Source organism: Mucilaginibacter antarcticus, from assembly GCF_042686155.1.
GTDB lineage: Bacteria > Bacteroidota > Bacteroidia > Sphingobacteriales > Sphingobacteriaceae > Mucilaginibacter > Mucilaginibacter antarcticus.
The window spans coordinates 27,500-47,866 of sequence record NZ_JBHUON010000001.1; the positions used below are offsets into that span (position 1 = coordinate 27,500).

A 20,367-nucleotide genomic window follows, 5' to 3' on the forward strand; every position below is an offset into this window, starting at 1 on the left:
AGCTATTGTAAAAATTAAGCTTCTGATTCTGTTGTATTTCTCACTTTAACCTGGTAACCAATACCCGGCACTACGTTAAGCTCTTCTAACACATAGTAAGTTCTTTCACTTCTTAAAGCTTTTGATACTTCAGAGTTAGGGTCATTACCATTGCCAAATACAATCGCGTTAGCGGAGCAGGTTTGCGCGCAAGCTACCTGGATATCGCCATCTTTAACTGGGCGTTTCTCCATTTTAGCTTGTAGTTTACCAGCCTGGATACGTTGAACACACATCGAGCATTTCTCCATAACACCACGGAAACGGGTAGTTACGTCTGGGTTTAATACCAGTTGAGTATGTTGCTCTTGCAGGTAGTTTTCAAAACGAGAATCGTTCCAGTAGTTAAACCAGTTGAAGCGACGTACTTTAAACGGACAGTTGTTAGCGCAATAACGTGTTCCTACGCAACGGTTATAAGCCATGTGGTTCAAACCTTCGGACGAGTGTACGGTAGCTAAAACCGGGCAAACAGTCTCGCAAGGAGCGTGGTCACAGTGCTGGCAAAGCATTGGCTGGTGGACAACCGATACATTGTTAAAGTCTTCCAGTTTGTCTATTTCCTTCTCCTCGGTAATGCTTTCGCCTTTCTCGTTAAAGCTATAGTAACGGTCAATACGTATCCAGTGCATCTCGCGGCGTTTACGTACCTCATCACGGCCAACAACCGGGATATTATTTTCGGCATTACAAGCCACCACGCAGGCACCGCAACCGGTACAAGCATTAAGGTCGATAGCCATTACCCAGTTGTAGGTAGGAGTATCGTAGTTCTCCCACAAAGTTTCGTAAACCTTGTGTTCGCCGTCTTTACCACTGCCTTTAAATGGATTCTTTTGATATTCAACAAATTTAGCTTCGCGAACAACGTTACGACCTTCATAAGAGTGGTGCGTTTGTGTTTGCGCTAGGATGATCTGATCGCCGGTTGCTGATATTTTAACAACATTGTTGTTTTGCAGCGTACCGTTACGGAAACTGTATAGCGGGAACGCGTTTTTACCAACTCCTGATTCAATTACTTTACCACCTTTAGTACGGCCATAACCCACCGCTACCGATATTGTACCTTCTGCCTGGCCCGGTTGTAACAACACAGGTAAAGCGATAGAAGTACCGTTAGCGTCTAAAGTGATCACATCACCTTCCTGAAAACCCAATCTCTTAAGGTCAGTAAGCGACATGGCAGCATAGTTATCCCAGGTTACTTTAGATACGGCATCCGGTAACTCTTGTAACCAAGGGTTGTTTGCATGTCGACCGTCGCGGATAGCGTTATTTTGGTATAAATGTAGTTCAAAGTCTTTTTCGCCTGCTACTTGTTTAGCGCTTTGCGATATGATAGTCTGTGCTACGGCGTTCAAATCACGGCTAAAAGTGTAAGCAGTAAGCGGTGCACTTGCCGTTTTAACAAAACCTGTTTGCAATAAAGTTTCCCAACCCTTTGTACCAGTTACACCTACAAGTGGCAGGATGCCTGTTGTCCAAATATTAGTAACGTAAGTATAGTAGCTGGTAACAGGGTTGCTGCTCCATCTTAATAAACTTTCTTCGGCTTGACGAGTATTGTAAACGGGATTAATGGTTGGCTGCAATACTGTAAAGTAACCGTAAATAGCGTTATCATCACCCCACGATTCTAAGTAATGATGGTTAGGCGCTACAACATTACAAACAGCAGTAGTTTCGTCTAAGTTGGCTGCAAAAGAAATTTTCAACGGCACCTTAGCAAGTGCGTCCGTAACTGATTTTGCGTTAAAGTAATCGTAAACCGGGTTAGCGTTCAAGAATAATACCGCGCCAACTTCGCCTCTTTTTGCTTCGTTTATAAACTCGGCAAAATCAGCATCATTACCCTGGCATTGGTTTGACGGATTGTCAAGATCAATAGTAGTGCCATAGCTGCCTAAAGCGCCATTAATTGCGTTTACCAGTATTTGTACGGCAACATCGTTTGAGCCTGCAACAACCAATGCCTTACCTTTAGCGGCAGCTAATTCTTTAGCTGCAATAGTGATAGCGTTGTTGGTTGAGTTGCTTTCCAATTTTTTGCTACCTGGTAACGTTGTACCGGTAATAGCGTTATAAAGGTTGATTAAAGCTACCCCTTCTTCTGACGGTTTAAGAGGGATACGAACGTCAGCGTTAGTACCTGTCAAGCTCATACCGGTTTCAAACTGGATATGGCGAGACATCTTTTTAGCCTTTAATGATTTATCGTTACGGTTGGTTACGTACTGACGGGTAAACTCCTCTCCAGAAATCCATGTTCCAAGGAAATCTGCACCAAAGCTTACAATAACATCAGCCTTATCAAAACTGTAATGAGGCAATACTGCTTTACCAAAGCTGTTTTGGTTGGCCTGTATGATACCGGTATATGATACCGCGTCGTAGTTAATATGTTTAGACGTAGGGAAAGCTGCAACAAAATCAGCAATTACGCCTAAGGTTGACGGGCTGGTCACAGTTGATGTGATCAATCTGATCTTTTTGCCCGAGTCGGCAATTTTTGCAAGCTCTAACTTAACTAAATCGTCAAGATCGCTCCACTCTTTCTCGCTACCTTCATGCAAAGGTGCTTTAACGCGGCTAACGTCATAAAGATCAAGTACAGATGCTTGTGCTGTTGCACTTAAACCGCCTTTTGCTAATACATCATTTGGGTTACCCTCAACTTTAATAGGGCGGCCCTCGCGGGTTTTAACCAAAATAGCATGACCTTCTAAAGTTGATGCGTAGTAGTTAGCTACACCCGGAGTAATTTCTTCAGGCTTAATTAAATAAGGTATTGACTTGTGTACCGGTACTTTTTGGCAGGCTGCCAACGTAACCGCGCCTACACCAAAACCAACCGCCTTTAAAAAGTCGCGACGAGGTGTTTTTCCTAGTAAACCATCTCCGCTCAAAACATCTTCGATTGGAATGGGCTCCGCGAATTCATGTTTATTCTTTTCAACAAATTCTGGCGACTTGTTTAGCTCTTCTAAACCTTTCCAGTATTTTTTATTGCTATCCATTTAAGCTATAGTATAAACTGTAATGCTAAGTTCTGTTATAATTAATAGTGGCATTTACCACACTCGATACCACCCAATTGCGCGGGTGTAACTTTAGCGCCTTTTTTAATCAGGTCGTGCACCGCCAACATGTTTTCGTAGTAACCGTTACCTTTAATGTTAATGTCAGTACGTTTGTGGCACTGTATACACCATTTCATGGTAAGTGGCGAGTATTGGTAAACCTCTTTCATGGTTTCAACCGGGCCATGGCAGGTTTGGCATTTTATACCACCAACGGTAGTGTGTTGAGAGTGATTAAAGTAAGCGAAATCAGGCAGGTTATGAATACGTACCCATTGAATAGGTTTTGCCTTTTTCTCATCGTATTTCTGAGTCCCTGGATCGTAACCCAAAGCGTCGTAAATTTTGTGTATTTCCGGCGACTCTGTTTTAACAGATTTGTGGCAGTTCATACAAACGTTTAATGACGGGATTGAAGCGTTTTTAGATTTGAATGCGCCGCTGTGGCAATATTGACATTCAATTTTCATGACGCCTGCGTGTAACTCGTGCGAATATTTGATAGGCTGCACCGGCTGGTAACCCTGGTGAACGTTGGTGTTCCATAAAGTCACCCAAGTAAGGCTGCCCATTGCAACAGTACCACAAAGCAGGATAAAGAAAACCAGTTTCTTGTTTTTTAAGATCTTTCTTAAGAAAACGTATTTGTCAGCCAAAACAACTGATCCGTCCGCTGCTAAGGTTTCTTCAACAGGTAATAATCTTTTGCTGCTTAATAAACGCTCTAAAGCTGATATGATTCTGTTTAACACCAATATGATGATAAACGCGATAACAACAATAGCAATAAGGATATAAACAGTAACACTGCTTGGTCCCTGATCAACAGCCGCTCCTGCAACAGGCCCGGCTTTCGCTTTTGCTTCTTCCAGTTTTTTCCAGTCAGCACGTACGTAAGCTAAAATGTCGGCAACATCGCCGTCAGATAGTTGCGGATACGGAGGCATCACTGTCTGAGCGTAGTCATCAAATATCTTTTTCGCTTTCGGATCGCCTGCCTGAACCAAAGCCTGGCTGTTGTGTATCCACGCGGTTAACCATTTGTCGTTAGTATCAGATGAGATAAGCGGACCCAATGCCGGACCGGTTGAACGCACATCTATTTTATGACAACTGGTACAACCAGCAGACTTAAATGTGGCTTCACCTTTTGCAGGGTCGCCTTGCGCCTTAGCAGAAACTCCCCAAACAGCAAAACATGCAAGCAGTAAAACCGACTTTGAGAATTGTTTAAAAATTAATGAGATGCTACTCATAAAGTTGTATTGATGCTAAATAGTTATTTGTATAGTGTGCCAAACTGAGGAAAGAACATAGGTTTCCTCGGAATTTTCAGCCACAAAAGTATAATTTATTAAATAATCGCTGACAAATTAATGACAGTTATAACTAATTTATAATTATTCTAAATAATCAAAAAAGCAGCTATTTTATGATTATTCCAAGCCGATCTTATTGATCTAACAACCAGGCAAATATCAACGGTACAACGATGGTAGCATCGCTCTCTACAATAAACTTAGGCGTTGCAACATCCAACTTGCCCCAGGTGATCTTCTCGTTAGGTACCGCGCCCGAGTAAGAACCGTATGAAGTTGTCGAGTCTGAGATCTGGCAGAAGTAGCTCCAGAACGGAATGTCCTGCATCTCCATATCCTGGTAAAGCATAGGTACAACACATATCGGGAAGTCGCCAGCTATACCGCCACCTATCTGGAAAAAGCCCACACCTTTACCTCCAGAGTTTTTTGGGTACCAGTCTGCCAGCCAGGTCATGTATTCGATACCGCTTTTCATGGTTGTAGCCTTTATCTCATTTTTAATAACGTATGATGCAAAGATGTTGCCCATGGTCGAGTCTTCCCAACCCGGTACAACGATAGGCAGGTTCATTTCTGCTGCGGCCAGCATCCATGAGTTTTTTGGGTCAATCTCATAGTACTGCTCCAAATCGCCACTCAACAGCATTTTGTACATAAACTCATGCGGGAAATAGCGCTCGCCGGCATTATCAGCATCTTTCCAAATTTTATGGATATGCTTTTGCAGCCTGCGGAAAGCTTCTTCCTCAGGGATGCAAGTATCAGTTACACGGTTGTAATGGTTCTCTAAAAGATCCCACTCGTCCTGCGGACTAAGGTCGCGGTAATTAGGTACGCGTTTGTAGTGCGAGTGCGCTACAAGGTTCATAATATCTTCTTCCAGGTTTGCACCTGTACATGATATAATATCAATTTTGCCTTGACGGATCATCTCGGCCAGCGATATACCCAATTCGGCAGTACTCATGGCACCGGCAAGTGTAACCATCATTTTTCCGCCTTCAAGCAAATGAGTTTCGTAGCCTTTGGCAGCATCCATTAGCGCTGCGGCATTAAAATGCAGATAGTTTTTCTCGATAAACTGAGATACGGGTCCTTTAGTTGTGCTCATGATTATACTTTTTAAATATTGCGCAAAAGTAGGCATTTTGCGTAAAAGGGGGCTGTAAATTTAAAATGTTATAAACCACCGCAATTAACCAGCCAGCGACATTATCATATTGCTAATATTATCTGCCAAACAAAATTTAATTTGTAAACAGTATCTTGCGGTCCCAACAACCGGTATGAAAAAAATCCTGTTTTTACTTATCACCCTAAGTGTTTTTGAAAGCGCCCAGCCCGCACAGGCACAGCGCATTGTCCCAAAGTTTATACGTAAAATGTATTTTGAAAAAGATACAACCAAACGCGGCAGCTTTGTAGTGTTACCCGTGCTTTCATCGGCGCCCGAAACCGGAGTTGAAGCAGGTGGAGCGGCACTTTACTCCTTTTATACTGATACCATTCACCGCGAAACCCGCCTGTCAAACATATATGCTTACGCTACCCTTACCACCAAAGGGCAAAACCGCTTAAACCTAAGCACCAATTACTGGTCGCCACAAAATAAATACAATTTAACCGCGCAACTGGGTCGTATAGATTTCCCCGTAAATTTTTACGGCGTGGGCAACAATACAGTAAAAGCTAACGAAGATTATCTGCAGCAAAAACGCTACAGGCTAAATTTAAGCGCTCTTAGAAACCTGGGGAGCAACATATACGTTGGCTTGGTAGGCGGAGCATATAAATATGATTTGGGCAGCGACAACGCCACCGGCACGCTTAATACCGTGATACCATCGTCGGATCGTGGCGGCGGCTCGTTTATTTACCTGGGGCCAAGCTTTAGTTACGACAATCGGAATAATAACACCTACACCACTAAAGGGATTTATGTACATGCCTACTACAACTTAATGCAGGGCGTATTTGGCAATAACAGCTACCAGGGTGGCTTTTTCAATATTGAATACGTACAATTTTTTGCCCTGAGTAAAAAGCTTGTTTTGGGTATAGATATACAAGAACAAAGCCTTACCGGCAGGCGCTCGCCTTTTTATTTACTCCCGCTTATGGGTAATGACGAAATAATGCGGGGGTATTACGAGGGCCGCTACCGCGACCGTAACTTGCTGGCTGGGCAAGCCGAATTACGTTACCGCCTAAGCGAGCGCATAGGGCTAGCAGCCTTTGCAGGTAGTGGCGAGGTATTCCAATCTTCATTCAAAATATCGGCTTTAAAACCGAATTATGGGGGTGGTATTCGTTATTTCTTTGATTTAGAAAAAGGCCTGGCAGTACGTATAGACTACGGCATGGGGCAGCAACCCGTTGGCGAGAAACGTTTGAGCGGTTTGTATGTGGGGCTAGGGCAGTCTTTTTAATTGATGTGCGTATAGCTTTAAAGCTTTATCAAAAAATCCTCTTTAACCTGTCCTTTCCTAAAGTAAACCAAACCTATAAAAAACAGATCGATAGTCACAGTAACACTTGGTTCAGCTTTAATCTGGGTCCAGGCTTGCTTATTAGCTTTATGCTTATAGATATCGATTACGATCAACATCGTCCTTTCGTGCGCTTTGGGTAGACATAGTTCAAAATCCTTATAAACGTCAGCACTGTCGTTTATAACCATACAATCTACCCGGCCGGGGCTATTTTCAATGTTGTAAACTTTTGCATGGGGCGCGGCTTTGTGTAGGTAAGCAGATAGGTTACCTTCTCCCCTACCCAGCTTAATTATATTTTCGGGCTGCCAGTCGGCTACCAGGCGATAAATTAACCTTTCTGTTTTTTTATCTATATTGTTATTGCTATTTTCGATATCAGCATATACTTTTTTGGGATAAAAATCGTAAATTACTTTATCAACCAATCTGTAAACAAATGGCGAGTGTGTGCCGTGCCTGGTTTTTGATTTAAGCCGGTGCAATAGGTAGTCGGCAGCGTACCTTAAATTGAACATGGTTGTAAAATTATACAAACTTTGTATTTTAGCAGTATATAATGATAAATCTGACAGAAGTAAACTCATTGATACTCCTGCTGGACGACCCGGATCAGGAGATATATACGCATGTTCATGAAAAGCTGCTCTCTTACGGCCCCGAAGCAATTGGCTATCTGGAATCTGCCTTTGAACAAGCGTTTGACGCCATACAGCAAGACCGCATTGCTAACCTGGTGCACGAAATCCAATTTGGTACCGTTAAAAACGACCTAAAGCTTTGGTACCAAGGTGGCGCTTTTGATTTGCTGCAAGGGATACTGATCATCAATAGGTACCAATACCCTGACCTGGATGAGCAGAAGATAATCAATCAGCTCGAAGCTATTAAGCGCGACATTTGGATACAAATGATGCACGAGGCCAGCCCTGTTGAGCAGGTTAAATTGTTTAACCATGTATTTTACCACATGTATGGCTTTAGCGGTAATACTACCAATCATCAGGATCCGCAAAACAGCTATCTGAGCCAGGTGATAGAAACCAAAAGAGGCAATCAGATCTTGCTGGCTACTATCTACGCCATTATTGCCCAAAAACTGGATATTCCGGTTTATGGCGTTAACCTGCCGCAGCACTTTATTTTAGCTTATGTTGATGAAAGCCAGGAAAGCGAGTTTGAAAACGGCATCCTTTTTTATATTAACGCTTTTAACAAAGGGTTCATTTTTGGGCGTCGCGATGTAGATATGTTTTTGAAACAATTGAACCTGAGCTTTGATAAACAGTTTTATGAGCCCTGCTCAAACACCGACATTATAAAGCGTGTATTGCGCAACCTCATCAGTTCTTACGAACACCTTGGTTCGGCAGATAAAGTTGACGAGTTGAATGAATTACTGGTCATTTTAGGATAAGCGGATCTTTGAATCTCTAATGAAAAAATATTTAATCCTGCTGTTGTTAGCAAGCAGCACTGCTGCATTTGCGCAATTTAAGCTAAATGGCAAAATAGCTAACTATGCAGGCACTTCCGATCTGCATATAAACATACCCGTAGTATACGGCTTTTTAAGTGAGAATTCTGTTGCTATACCGGTAAACAAAAATGGTTCATTTGCTATAACGCTGCCGGTTAAAGGCCCTAAGTTTGCCAACCTGATGTTTCAGGCCTACCCTTACTGGTTATTATTACACCCCAACAAAGCCATTACTATTGAGCTTGATGCAGGCAATAAAATCATAAAGATAATTAGTGGCTCCGGGCAGCCGGAAAACATCATATTACAAAAAGTAAACCTAACCGAGACTCCACAGTTTTTATTGGATGACCGCTATACCACGCTTGACAATAATGCCCTGAACAACCAGTTACTGAAGCCCTATTTTGCAGCGCGCGACTGGAAGATAGCCCTGGTAAATCAATCGACAATAAACCCCGCATATAAAAAATTGATAGCTGCCGAGATAAAATATTTCGCCTATAACAACCTGCACGAATTAACGGATATAGGCGCCGCAAACCCTGCGGTTTTGAATAAATTCGTTGCCGATATTTATAGCAGAGCTGATGTTAAACCAGCAACTATGCCCGCGGGGCCACTTTACTATATATTTGTAAATAACTATTTGCAGGAGATAGAAAAAAAGGTGCCTGGCAAACCAGCATCCTTACTCAAACGATGGGAGAGCGCGGTAAAATACTTACCTGCCCCAGTGGTAGAGCAGTTTGGTTACCAAATGATCATTAATGCCTTTTTCACTAACAACGCCGCGCTGTGCAAGGCACTAACTGCAGCGTATTTGAAGAAGTTTCCGGCCGGGGTTTATATCGCTGATGTCAAGGCAAAAGCCCGCAAATTTAAGTAAACTGACAGCTTAACAATATTATTAAATGTCATGCCCCGGCAAAATGTTACTGTGCATGCATAATAAATTATCAATTTCTTTCGCTAAAGATATTGGGAATTAGGTAAATTGCCGATCCTGAATATAATATGCAAAGAAATGACTGAGACGCTGGACATAAAGATCACGAAGACACTTAAATCGCGCTTAGCCGAAACTGATTTCGATAATTTAGTTTTTGGGCGCACTTTTACAGATCATATGCTAGTTGCTGACTACAGCGACGGCGAATGGAAAAATTTTGAAATTCTTCCTTATGGAGAAATTTCCGTCAGTCCGGGTATTTCGTCACTTCATTATGGCCAATCGTTTTTTGAAGGCATAAAAGCTTACAAACATGCCGATGGTAAGGTATCTATTTTCCGTCCGGATAAAAACGCGCAACGCTTTAACAAATCGGCCGAGCGCTTGTGCATGCCCCCTATGCCCGAAGATATCTTTTTGCAAAGCCTTTTGGCTGTGGTAGATATCGACCGCAATTGGATCCCTACTGCTCCGGGCCACTCGTTATACATCCGCCCGTTTATGTTCGCTACGGACCAATACCTGGGTGTAGCGCCATCCCTAAGTTATAAATACATGGTTTTACTTTGTCCGGTTGGCCCGTACTTTACCAAGGCTTTAAGGACAAAAATTGAAACGCATTATACCCGCTCTGCAGCAGGTGGCATGGGTTACGCAAAATCATCCGGCAATTACGGCGGTTCAATGTATCCTGCCAAAAAAGCTGCCGAAGAAGGTTTTGACCAATTGATTTGGACCGACGCTAAAGAGCACAAATATATTGAAGAAATGGGTGCTGCTAACGCTATGTTTGTGTTAGACGGCAAACTTGTTACGCCGCTAACCCAAGACACTATCCTTGACGGCGTAACCCGCGACACGGTCATCACTTTAGCTCACGATTGGGGTTTCCCGGTTGAAGAGCGAAACGTATCGGTAGACGAATTAATAGCAGGCGCAAAAAGCGGAAAATTGACTGATGCCTTTGGAGCCGGCACTGCCGCTACCATTGCCCCGGTTGGTTCTATCAGTTATCAGGGCGAAGAATATACGCTCATCGATCCGTCGCAAAGAGAGTTCTCACAAAAGGTATTGAAAACCCTCGACGCCATCCGTTATGGCCAAGGCCCTGATGTGCATGGCTGGAATTGTTTTGTTGAATAAGATAAGAGATTGATTTGTCAAATAAAACAATAAAACCCTTGTAAAATGCAAGGGTTTTATTGTTTATGACGTCTGTTATGTGTTGTATTCTGTGTGTTTTCTGACCGGAACTTTGTATTTTCAGACTAATCTACACTAACCGTCAACCCTTCTTGCTGAAGAATTTTTCGGTAAACTTCTACCTCGGTAAATGATCCTTCAAGGATGGCACATTTGCCTTCGTTGTGTACTTTCCAGGCTATGCGTTCGGCCTGAGTTTCGTTATAGTCAAGGTATTTTATCATGCAATGAATAACGTGATCAAAGGAGTTATGATCATCGTTCCATAATATCAGCCGGTGTAGTTCCTTAAATCCAGCCAGTAGCTCCTCAAGCGTAAAGGTTTGTTCCTGTGTTTCTGTAGTCGACATCTGTACCTACAAAATTACTTAAAAATCAATTAGATTTCAGCGTTTTAAAGCTAAAACTTGTTTTTAAACATCATGCTCTCTACGGGGCGGGTAGTTTTATTATTGTATTTGGCGTTTCCTTTAGTATTGTATAAAGTCTCAACATCGCCATCAACCACAAAATAAATCAACTGGCCTATTGGCATTCCAGCGTAAATCTTTACCGGTTGCGTACATGATATTTCAAGCGTCCAGGTATTGCAAAAACCTACGTCGCCTTTCCCGGCTGTGGCATGTATATCAATACCTAAGCGGCCCGTGCTTGATTTACCTTCCAGAAACGGAACATGGTTATGTGTTTCGGTATACTCCACTGTAACGCCCAAGTATAGGGTGTTAGGTTGTAAAACAAAACCGTCTTTTGGTATCTCAAAATGATCTATCTCATTATGCAATTTGGCATCCAATACGCGGCTCTTGTAGGTGGCCAGGTATTTACCTAAATGCACGTCGTATGAGTTTGTGCCCAAACATTCTCGGTCAAAGGGCTCAATAATGATTTGACCTTTATCAATTTCTTCGAGAATGCGCTTATCTGACAGTATCATATGACGGGGTTGGGATTTTTGGCTAAAATTAGAATAATTTGCTCTAAGTTTGTGTTACTATTTTGCATTCACCGATATGGCCATAGCTTACAGGCAACGGGTTGATGAAGATACTGAATTTGCGCTCTGGAAAATTGAAGAGCAGGCAGAGGATTTATATAATCAGCTACAACTTAATGATGATGAAAAAGCCTTTGTTGAAAATATCAGCAATGGCAAGCGTCATCTGCATTGGCTGGGCACGCGGGTATTGCTGCGCAGAATGTTAAATACAGAAGAATACATTGATTGCCAGGTTGATGAGCATGGAAAACCTTACCTGGTTACCTTACCCTACCATATATCGCTGAGCCACTCTTATGATTATGCCGCAGTAATGATCAGCAAAAAAAGCCCTGTGGGAATAGATATAGAGCAGGTAAAGCAAAAAGTAGAGCGAATTGCCGCGCGTTTTCTATCGCCGGAAGAGCTGGCTTTTATTGACGATAATCAAAAGATTGCCCAACTATACGCCTGTTGGTGCGCTAAAGAAGCTATTTACAAATGTTACGGGCAAAAGGAGGTATCATTTATGGATGATATACTATTATCATCATTCGATTATAAAGCTACCGGTCAGTTAAGTGCCATTTTAACTAAAGGCGACATCAAAAAAGATTATTCCGTTGGATATTTGCAGTACGAAGATTACATGCTAGGGTACGTAAAGGGATAAGGATGATGAATAAACAGGTTGAAGTACAAGACTGGGGACTGATTGATTATAAGGAAGCCTGGGCAAAGCAAGAAAGTTTGTTTAATGCAACCATAGCCCTTAAAATGGCGATACGCAACCGCGAGCTAGCGATTGCGGGGGACACCTCCGACGAGATCATCACACCCAATTATCTTGTTTTTTGCGAACACCCGCACGTATATACTTTAGGCAACAGCGGCAAGCCCGAGCATTTGCTACTTGACGAGAAAGGCCTTGAAGAGAAAGAGGCTACCTACTATCATATAAACCGTGGCGGCGACATTACTTATCACGGCCCAGGCCAGATAGTGGGATATCCTATACTGGATTTGGACAACTTTTTTACCGATATACACCTTTACTTGCGCACCCTTGAGGAAGCCGTAATATTTACCCTTGCAGACTATGGCATTAATGCCGGCCGCTACCTGGGCTATACAGGTGTGTGGATTGACGCCGATAACGCGCGTGCCCGTAAAATTAGCGCTATGGGCGTACGTTGCAGCCGCTGGGTTACCATGCATGGGCTGGCGTTTAACGTAAATAATGATCTCTCTTATTTTAAAAACATCATTCCGTGCGGTATTGATGATAAAGCGGTGACTTCTATGCAATACGAATTGGGCCGTGAAATTGATATTAAGGAGGTGCAACAAACGCTACAACACCATATAGCTGCTTTGTTTAATATGCAAATAATACCCTAAAGCACGCTCGTTAAAATCTTACTGTCAATGGTTTGTGAAAACAAAATGTTGAAAAAACTTGTATATCCAAGACAAGTGTCGTAAATTTGATGACAGATGTCAATACAATGAGTAAAGAGCCAAAAGAATATCAGTTTAACGAGGACGATGCCTTTGAGCTAACCAGCATGGTTAGAGAAGGGGTGCCATTTCCATATTTTACTAAGCTTTCTAACCAAATTCATTTTGGTTTTGAGGATTGGTCATCGTATCTGCATTTGTCTGAGCGTACCATTCAACGCTACAAAAAAGAAAACAAATCTTTTGATCCGCTTTACTCTGAAAGGATACTGCAAATTGAGTTGCTGTATAAAAAAGGGATAGAGGTTTTTGGTGTAGCTGATAATTTTTATACCTGGATGGATACCCTCAGTATCTCTTTAGGCAATGTCAAACCTAAACAACTTTTAGATACCTCATTTGGCATTGATGCAGTTTACGACGAATTAGGCCGCATAGAGCACGGTGTATTTGCATGATTGTTTTTAGGCTTAGCAAAAAAGCTTTTATCAATGACCTATCCGGAATGGGTGCCGAGAAAACCGGCGGCCGGTGGAACAGTAAAGGCATCCCGCTACTTTACACTGCTGCATCAAGAGCTTTAGCCGTTGTTGAGGTTGCCGTCCATGTTCCGTTGGGCATTATCCCTGTAGATTACCATTTAGCTACTATAGAAATTCCTGACGATGAAATAATAGAGGCAGATTTTAATACGCTACCGAAGAACTGGGCCACCAACCCTTTTATACGCCAAACACAAAATATTGGAAATAACTTCATCAAAAATAACTATCACCTTGCCTTGCAGGTCCCTTCGGCAAGCGTAGCAGGCGATTTCAACTATCTTATAAACCCAAGGCACTCTGAATTTTATCGCGTAAAGATCAAAACTATTGAGCCTTTTGTTTTCGACGTCCGATTGTTTAAGAAGTAATCAGGGCTACATTGTAAAGTATTAACACTCAGGTAAACTTATTGGGATATTTATAGCCAAGCCACCATCGGCAGTTTCTTTGTATTTAGAGTTCATATCCTGCGCGGTTTGCCACATCGTTTTAACCACAGCATCTAAGCTTACCTTGGCGTTGTCCGGGTTGGTTTGAAGTGCCAGCTGCGATGCGGTAATCGCTTTAATAGCACCCATTGTGTTTCGTTCGATACAGGGAATTTGAACCAACCCTCCTATTGGGTCGCAAGTTAAGCCAAGGTGATGCTCCATGGCTATCTCCGCTGCCATCATCACTTGCCTTTGAGATCCCCCCAGGCACTCTGTAAGCGCCGCTGCAGCCATCGCAGATGAAACACCTATCTCTGCCTGGCAACCGCCCATAGCGGCAGATATAGTAGCTCCTTTTTTAAAGATGCAACCTATCTCAGATGCTGTATGTAAAAACTGCAGAATACGCTTATCGTCAAACCCATCACAAAAGGCAATAAAGTATTGCAGCACCGCTGGGATAACACCGGCAGCACCGTTAGTAGGTGCAGTAACAACACGACCGAAAGAGGCATTCTCTTCGTTAACAGCCAATGCGAAGCAGCTAACCCAATCAAGGATATTTTGAAAACCGGTGCCTGTTTCTCTGATAGCGGTTACCCACTCTTTATAATTTGAGTAAGCGCGGTCACCAAGCAGCCGTTTATTCAAAGCGGCGGCGCGGCGGGCTACATTTAGCCCCCCGGGCAGTTTACCACTAGCATGACTGCCGCGATACATGCACTCGGCCATTGTATTAAAGATATTGAGAACGCCTGCGCGGGTTTCAGGCTCAGGGCGCCAGGCCAGCTCGTTCTCTTGTACTACTTCTGAGATTTTTAGTCCGGTTTTTATACACCAGTGTAACAGGTCTGCGGCAGTTTCTATCGGGAAAGGCAGATCAACTTCGGCTTTTTGTTGGTTCGAGCCGCCCTCTTTAACTACAAAGCCACCACCTATGGAGTAATAAGTTTCTGACAAGGCTTTCTCGGTACTTAAAAAAGCTTGGAATGTAACCGCATTTGGATGAAAAGGCAAACTCTCGTTAAAAAGAAATAACAGATCGTCGGCCACTATAAAGTCAACCTCGTGCTTGCCGCTCAATGATAATTTGTTAGCTGTAGAGATCTGATTAATTTTAGGCGTCACCTCATCAACCGCAAAGGTGACAGGGTCATCGCCACTTAAACCAAGTAACACAGCTATATCTGTTCCATGACCACGTCCCGTTTTAGCTAATGATCCGTAGAGTAAAATCTTTACGCCTACAATATCTTGTAATACGGTCTGCTGTTCGAGCATCTGCACAAATTGCTGCGCAGCACGCCATGGCCCAAGCGTATGTGAGCTTGACGGGCCGATGCCGATCTTAAACATGTCAAAAACCGAAAGTTGTTCGCGTTGCATAGGGCTAAATTTACAGCTAAAACACCGTAGTTATACAGAGAAAATGATTATAATGTTGTTAATCTTTAGGTACCCAGCAGCCTAATGCCACCAGCTTTCAGGTCTTTAATAATCCGTTCTTGCAGCGCTATCTTGGTGTTTAAAAAATCGCCGGGTAATACCCATACCGTTACTGTATACCGGACATGATCAACCTCAAAAGCAATTACTCCAACTCTTGTAACTTCCCTTTTTAGTACTTTGTCTGTAGTGTGTATAGCTTTGCTTATGATTTCTTTAGCCTGGTCAACATCTACATAATAACCTAGCTTTACTTCAAAGTCAAGGCGACGCTTGCCCTCGCGGGTCACGTTTACAATTACCTCGTTAAATAGCTTACCGTTAGGGATGATAACCGTTTTGTTATCGGCAGTTAATAGTACCGTGTAAAAAATCTGAATAGATGTCACTTTACCATCTTGCCCTTGAGCAATAATACTGTCTTCCAGTTCAAACGGCTTTAATAAAAGTATGAGTACCCCACCTGCAAAGTTTTGAAACGTACCAGATAAAGCCAGGCCCACTGCAACGGTGGCGCCGCCAAGTATAGAAGCAAACGAGTTAAATGGCACCCCAACTATGCTTAATACATAGATTATTAGCGACACGTATAGCGAAGTTATTGCAAGGCTAAGAAAAAATGGCTGAAGCGAAGAGTGAACCGAGCGCTGGCTCATCCGGTAACGGATACGAACGCCAAGGTATTTGATGATTTTTAAACCAATTAATAATACTGCGAGAGCTATTACTAAATTAAGACCTTTATTTAACAGCCATGTATTGGCGAGGTAATAAAATGCGTGTATATCGAAATTTTGTAACTCCATAATGAAGTTGCAAAGCTACAATTTTTTAACGTCCGTAAATAGTTACAAAAATTACCGGCACTTTAAATAGTACCAGATCGACAAGTGCCGTGTGAATATTTTTGGTGGTGTGCATTAAGCATTTCATGATAAGTATTATTCAATTGTTGTGCCCCTTTTGGCTCTTACAATATTATATACAAAAATAGATGTAAATATTACCCCTTTGTTACGTTTTTAATCATTTGATTAATAAATGACCATCCGTTTACTCCACAATGACAATGACTTATGTTAACGGAAAATACAGCGTGTACACATTAAAATACAGATGTTTTAAAAAGAATGCTTAATTTCAAGTATGCCTAAACACATGTCGCTTGCTTTATTCATCATTCTCTTTTTTGCCTGTAGCAATATCATAGCGCAAGAAGCAAAATGGTTACACAATGAAGGCTTTAATGAACATAAATCAGTCGAAACATATTTGAACCCAGTGTACGCCGAAGCTCAGCATCTGCCAGATAGCATCAAGCTATGGATAAGTGACGCAGGTAGTGCACAAAAAGTAATTGAAAGCGGCTTACATGTGCGCGTGTACGCAGTAGAGATTCCAAGTACATATAGGCCCAACATCGCCGCGATACTTAACAAGCTGGCGCAATTTCCCATGCTTCAATATGTTACCATTTTCGAAAGTCAACGGGGTGCTGAGAATGACAAACCGTACCAGCTACCGGCAGATATCGATCTACTACAAAACCTTAAGGGAATTGAATTTGCGTATACCGCCAATTTGGACATGGAGGATGCACTTAAAAAGCTGATCCCTCTAAAACAATTAAAAAGTCTGGCCATAACAGGCTACTACCGTCCATTGGTAAACGGCTTAACCGATCTGAAACAAATAGACGAGGTAAGGATCAATTCGCTAAATATTCGGGATATTGAGCTTAGCAAAGTTACTTGGACAACTGTTTATTTAGCAGAAGGCCAGTTAACTGCCATTAACAAACGATATGTTGATAATGGGGATGATCAAAAAGCGTTGCTCAACTTATCTAAAGTACAATCATTACGCATGCTCGAGATAGGACTTTTTAATCTTACAGATGCTGGAGTTTTACAAAACTTTGGCCAACTTAAGGGCATAAAGCTTTATGCAAAAAAAAAGCTTAGCAATCTAATTACAGGCATCGCAACACTTAGCAATCTGGAGAGTTTGTCTATTTCTAACCTGGATGATCAAGTTCAAATTCCGATAGATGAAGTAGGCAGGCTTAGTAAATTAAAAAATCTTTCCATAAGCTTAAATGTTTACGGGGAAAACAAGACTCCATCATCGCAATTAGAGCCAATTCGCAATCTTACTAATTTAGAATCGCTCAATTTGGGTTACAATGGCCTTGGCAGTATGCCCGACATTTTTGGTGGAATGATACACTTAAAACGGCTTTCGCTATCCAGTAATGGCCTTACCCAATTACCCGAGAGTGTGTATAACCTGCCCGAGCTTGAATACCTAAACCTTTCATTTAATCCGCTTGGTTCGCTGCCAGACAGACGCACTTACGGCTGGCTTAAATTAAACACGATACTGTTAAATTATACTAAGCTAACAGAACTGCCAACAGCTATTGTGCACCTGCCTGCATTAGCAAATCTAAGTGCCACTAACAACCGGATATCAATTTTACCTAAAGGCTGGCAAAATTTAAAAAACTTAAAAACCGTGAACCTTGCCGATAACAAGTTAACGGACTTTAATTATGGCTTGTTGGATAACCCAAGTATCGAGCGGTTAGAAATTCAAAACAACAACATTGCCGTAATGGCCGACGTAACGGGCGATAATAACACTTTAAGATTTTTAAATATCAGTAATAATTTACTGACTAATTTACCGCCCCAAATTGGCAAACTGCATAGTTTAGAAACACTACAAGGCTATAATTTAAAACTTCAGGGCTTGCCCGCATCATTGGGCGATTGCCTTAAATTGAAAGAACTTTCGCTGCCGGGCAGTATTGTTGAAACAACTGCATTGCCGCTAGGTTTAAAAAATGCATCTGATTTGCAGTTTATAAACCTGTCAGGCTGCCCGCTTATTGATCATGAGAGTATTTTTGAAGTACTACTTACCGCCCGCAAAAAGCCTTTAAATGCTAACTTAAGCGGCAATAATATTAGCCATCTGCCGGCAACAAAAGAATGGAGCAACGCTAATTTTGGCTCGCTCAACTTAATTGGCAATAAATTAACTACCCTGCCAATTGAAATTGCCGGCACGAAATTTTCTGCAGGTTTACTTTTATACCATAATCAATTAGATTTTGATTATGGATCGGCCGGTGACTTATTTAAAACGCCCGGCGACATCAAAGTTTTATTTGAAGAAATGGGGCTTAGCTATCCCACACTGGTTGACGACAGCGTTTACGCCCTGGCGCTTACCAACCGTATACGGGCTCGCGCAAAAGCCAAGAACTGGCACGGCGCGTTAGCCTATGCAGAAAAGGCAAAACAATTAGCGCCTATGGTGTATCAAAATCACGCGCCATGGAATATGATTGGTCTTAGCAGATTTAACTTGAAAGATTATAACGGAGCTATTGCCGACTTTGATAATTACATTAATCAGCAAGCTAAACCCGGCCCGGGCGTAAGGTATGACACTTCTACCGAACTTAAATATAAGTTAAAAGCTGACTCAGCGTTGAATAATCCTGTGGGCATGGCCAAAACTTATGTTCAAACGGGGTCAATGAAAAACTTCATACAGGCACTTTCCTTGACTAAACGGATAAACGATAAAAGGTTGTATCAACAATGGCAGGCAAAATGGTGGCAATGACCAGATACAATGTTGAATGGTATGGAAAAAACGATCATTACAACCCGCATGAAAATTATATGGTTATTAAAGACCAATACCCCGATGATGTAATAATAAGGCATGCGACTATCCTTTTAATTACCGGTAATGCATTAAAAGTTGTTGATACGTTACGGCTGTCAAATAAGATATACAGACCAGGAGATCGCTATTATCCTTTTAAACAATTGCTATTAGCCGCCGCAAATTATATCATCAAACCATCGGCTTTTGAACAGTTAAAAAACGCATTGGCTGACACTATAGCTAAAACAGGCCCTATCCTTGAAGATGAATATACTTCTTTTTCTTTTGCGCGCTGGTTATCAGCATCAAATTATACCGACATACAACAACAAAATCTATCCGCCCTATATAATATCGCATTAACACCCCTACCTGTAGTAGTGGTAGATTTAATAAAGACAGATAGCACCCAATCAAGAGCTAATCGTATCGCCTTACTTTTTAAACGTTTTGACAACGTCAGAAAAGGGAGTATGGATGATAAAAAACAGTGGCAAACAATCGTGGATTTAGCCGATGAAATGATTCGTATCGACTCGCTTGCTTACAATCGATTTATAGACTGGTATTTTATTGGCCTTGGCCGTTTTAAAACCGGCGATTTTCAAGGCACTGTAAATGATTTCGATCGTTATCTGAAGCAAAACCCAATCGATTTTTATGATAATGTGCGTGGCGCCAAATACAAAGTACAGGCTCATTTAGCATTAGGGCAAACACTTAAAGCAGCAAAAACTTTTGAAGATTTAGACATAAGACGTGGCCCCAAAACAAATGGTTTACAAGAAGCCGCAGTAATTTACAAAGGAGCGGGAGAGAATGCTAAATTCAAAACATTGATTAATACCGCCTTAAAACGGAGCAAGAAAAACCTGGACAGCGTTACTATCGACCTGGCTTATAATCGTGGCGGCTTTGCATTGGACCATGCAGAGCTTTTGGTTATTGCCGATAAACGAAAAGAAGCGGCAAAGTTGCTTAATACCTACGATGCTCCTTATGACAGGGGCAATTTGGCTGTAAAAGCGTATCTGCTGAATGGCATAAATGTTTTAAATGGAAAAAAATCGTCGAGTGTATCAACAAAACAGATAATAGAATTTATGGGCGGGCAATATAAATTTAACGTGTGGGATTTTACCATGTTTAACCGCTGGCTAAAATATAGCGGTTTAGATGAAGTTAAGCAGAAAGAACTATTAGATTTGCAGAAATTGATAGACGAAAATAGCTAACAAAAAAACCCC

The 20,367-nt window shown here is 41.9% G+C and carries 18 protein-coding genes; 10 read left to right on the top strand and 8 right to left on the bottom strand.

The genetic code is table 11. The annotated features are described in order from the left end of the window. Positions 1 to 14: 14 nt before the first annotated feature. The 3 genes from ACFSYC_RS00145 to ACFSYC_RS00155 all read right to left on the bottom strand — a co-directional run bounded on the left by ACFSYC_RS00145 (position 15) and on the right by ACFSYC_RS00155 (position 5,555). Positions 15 to 3,059 (bottom strand): TAT-variant-translocated molybdopterin oxidoreductase, encoded by a 3,045-nt coding sequence (locus tag ACFSYC_RS00145; protein ID WP_377122006.1) that lies wholly within the window; start codon positions 3,057 to 3,059, stop codon positions 15 to 17. A gap of 41 nt (positions 3,060 to 3,100) precedes the next feature. Then, entirely contained in the window at positions 3,101 to 4,378 is a 1,278-nt protein-coding gene (locus ACFSYC_RS00150; RefSeq protein ID WP_377122009.1) for a c-type cytochrome, read from the bottom strand. 196 nt (positions 4,379 to 4,574) lie between these two features. Continuing rightward, positions 4,575 to 5,555: a deoxyhypusine synthase family protein gene (locus tag ACFSYC_RS00155; RefSeq protein ID WP_377122012.1), complete on the bottom strand. Its 981-nt coding sequence runs from the start codon at positions 5,553 to 5,555 to the stop codon at positions 4,575 to 4,577. 175 nt (positions 5,556 to 5,730) lie between these two features. On the opposite strand from ACFSYC_RS00155, the gene ACFSYC_RS00160 reads away from it, so the two are divergent. Then, positions 5,731 to 6,873 carry a polymerase gene (locus ACFSYC_RS00160; RefSeq protein WP_377122015.1) on the top strand — a complete coding sequence of 381 codons (1,143 nt, stop codon included), beginning with the start codon at positions 5,731 to 5,733 and terminating at the stop codon, positions 6,871 to 6,873. A 17-nt stretch (positions 6,874 to 6,890) separates the two neighbouring features. On the opposite strand, the gene ACFSYC_RS00165 is transcribed toward ACFSYC_RS00160, so the two are convergent. Beyond that, entirely contained in the window at positions 6,891 to 7,454 is a 564-nt protein-coding gene (locus tag ACFSYC_RS00165) for an SAM-dependent methyltransferase (RefSeq protein WP_377122018.1), read from the bottom strand. 41 nt (positions 7,455 to 7,495) lie between these two features. On the opposite strand from ACFSYC_RS00165, the gene ACFSYC_RS00170 reads away from it, so the two are divergent. The 3 genes from ACFSYC_RS00170 to ACFSYC_RS00180 all read left to right on the top strand — a co-directional run bounded on the left by ACFSYC_RS00170 (position 7,496) and on the right by ACFSYC_RS00180 (position 10,511). Further along, positions 7,496 to 8,353 carry a transglutaminase-like domain-containing protein gene (locus ACFSYC_RS00170; RefSeq protein ID WP_377122021.1) on the top strand — a complete coding sequence of 286 codons (858 nt, stop codon included), beginning with the start codon at positions 7,496 to 7,498 and terminating at the stop codon, positions 8,351 to 8,353. A gap of 19 nt (positions 8,354 to 8,372) precedes the next feature. After that, positions 8,373 to 9,305 carry a hypothetical protein gene (locus ACFSYC_RS00175; protein WP_377122024.1) on the top strand — a complete coding sequence of 311 codons (933 nt, stop codon included), beginning with the start codon at positions 8,373 to 8,375 and terminating at the stop codon, positions 9,303 to 9,305. Between the two features lie 138 nt (positions 9,306 to 9,443). After that, positions 9,444 to 10,511 (top strand): branched-chain amino acid aminotransferase, encoded by a 1,068-nt coding sequence (locus tag ACFSYC_RS00180; protein ID WP_377122027.1) that lies wholly within the window; start codon positions 9,444 to 9,446, stop codon positions 10,509 to 10,511. Positions 10,512 to 10,636: 125 nt separating this feature from the next. Here ACFSYC_RS00180 and ACFSYC_RS00185 read toward each other — a convergent pair whose 3' ends face one another. Together ACFSYC_RS00185 and dcd are read right to left on the bottom strand one after the other, a co-directional pair. Beyond that, a complete protein-coding gene (locus ACFSYC_RS00185; RefSeq protein WP_377122030.1) occupies positions 10,637 to 10,921 on the bottom strand; it encodes an ATP-dependent Clp protease adaptor ClpS in 285 nt (94 codons plus the stop codon). Positions 10,922 to 10,971: 50 nt separating this feature from the next. After that, positions 10,972 to 11,508 (bottom strand): dCTP deaminase, encoded by a 537-nt coding sequence (dcd, locus tag ACFSYC_RS00190; RefSeq protein ID WP_377122033.1) that lies wholly within the window; start codon positions 11,506 to 11,508, stop codon positions 10,972 to 10,974. Between the two features lie 76 nt (positions 11,509 to 11,584). Here dcd and ACFSYC_RS00195 point away from each other — a divergent pair, with 76 nt between their 5' ends. From ACFSYC_RS00195 to ACFSYC_RS00210, 4 genes are all read left to right on the top strand, one after another. Continuing rightward, positions 11,585 to 12,223 carry a 4'-phosphopantetheinyl transferase family protein gene (locus tag ACFSYC_RS00195; RefSeq protein WP_377122036.1) on the top strand — a complete coding sequence of 213 codons (639 nt, stop codon included), beginning with the start codon at positions 11,585 to 11,587 and terminating at the stop codon, positions 12,221 to 12,223. A gap of 2 nt (positions 12,224 to 12,225) precedes the next feature. Beyond that, positions 12,226 to 12,951: a lipoyl(octanoyl) transferase LipB gene (gene lipB, locus ACFSYC_RS00200; protein WP_377122039.1), complete on the top strand. Its 726-nt coding sequence runs from the start codon at positions 12,226 to 12,228 to the stop codon at positions 12,949 to 12,951. A gap of 107 nt (positions 12,952 to 13,058) precedes the next feature. Next, positions 13,059 to 13,469 carry a type II RES/Xre toxin-antitoxin system antitoxin gene (gene parS / locus ACFSYC_RS00205; protein WP_377122042.1) on the top strand — a complete coding sequence of 137 codons (411 nt, stop codon included), beginning with the start codon at positions 13,059 to 13,061 and terminating at the stop codon, positions 13,467 to 13,469. Beyond that, positions 13,466 to 13,924, top strand: a complete 459-nt coding sequence (locus ACFSYC_RS00210; RefSeq protein ID WP_377122045.1) for an RES family NAD+ phosphorylase — start codon at positions 13,466 to 13,468, stop codon at positions 13,922 to 13,924. Before parS ends, ACFSYC_RS00210 begins: the two co-directional genes overlap by 4 nt. Positions 13,925 to 13,945: 21 nt before the next feature. On the opposite strand, the gene ACFSYC_RS00215 is transcribed toward ACFSYC_RS00210, so the two are convergent. Both ACFSYC_RS00215 and ACFSYC_RS00220 read right to left on the bottom strand, forming a co-directional pair. Then, entirely contained in the window at positions 13,946 to 15,373 is a 1,428-nt protein-coding gene (locus ACFSYC_RS00215; protein WP_377122048.1) for an L-serine ammonia-lyase, read from the bottom strand. Between the two features lie 65 nt (positions 15,374 to 15,438). Beyond that, positions 15,439 to 16,239, bottom strand: a complete 801-nt coding sequence (locus ACFSYC_RS00220; RefSeq protein ID WP_377122051.1) for a mechanosensitive ion channel family protein — start codon at positions 16,237 to 16,239, stop codon at positions 15,439 to 15,441. Between the two features lie 352 nt (positions 16,240 to 16,591). Here ACFSYC_RS00220 and ACFSYC_RS00225 point away from each other — a divergent pair, with 352 nt between their 5' ends. Beyond that, entirely contained in the window at positions 16,592 to 19,072 is a 2,481-nt protein-coding gene (locus tag ACFSYC_RS00225; protein ID WP_377122054.1) for a leucine-rich repeat domain-containing protein, read from the top strand. After that, positions 19,048 to 20,355, top strand: a complete 1,308-nt coding sequence (locus ACFSYC_RS00230; protein ID WP_377122057.1) for a hypothetical protein — start codon at positions 19,048 to 19,050, stop codon at positions 20,353 to 20,355. The genes ACFSYC_RS00225 and ACFSYC_RS00230 overlap by 25 nt, the downstream gene beginning before the upstream one ends. The last annotated feature ends 12 nt before the right edge of the window (positions 20,356 to 20,367 follow it).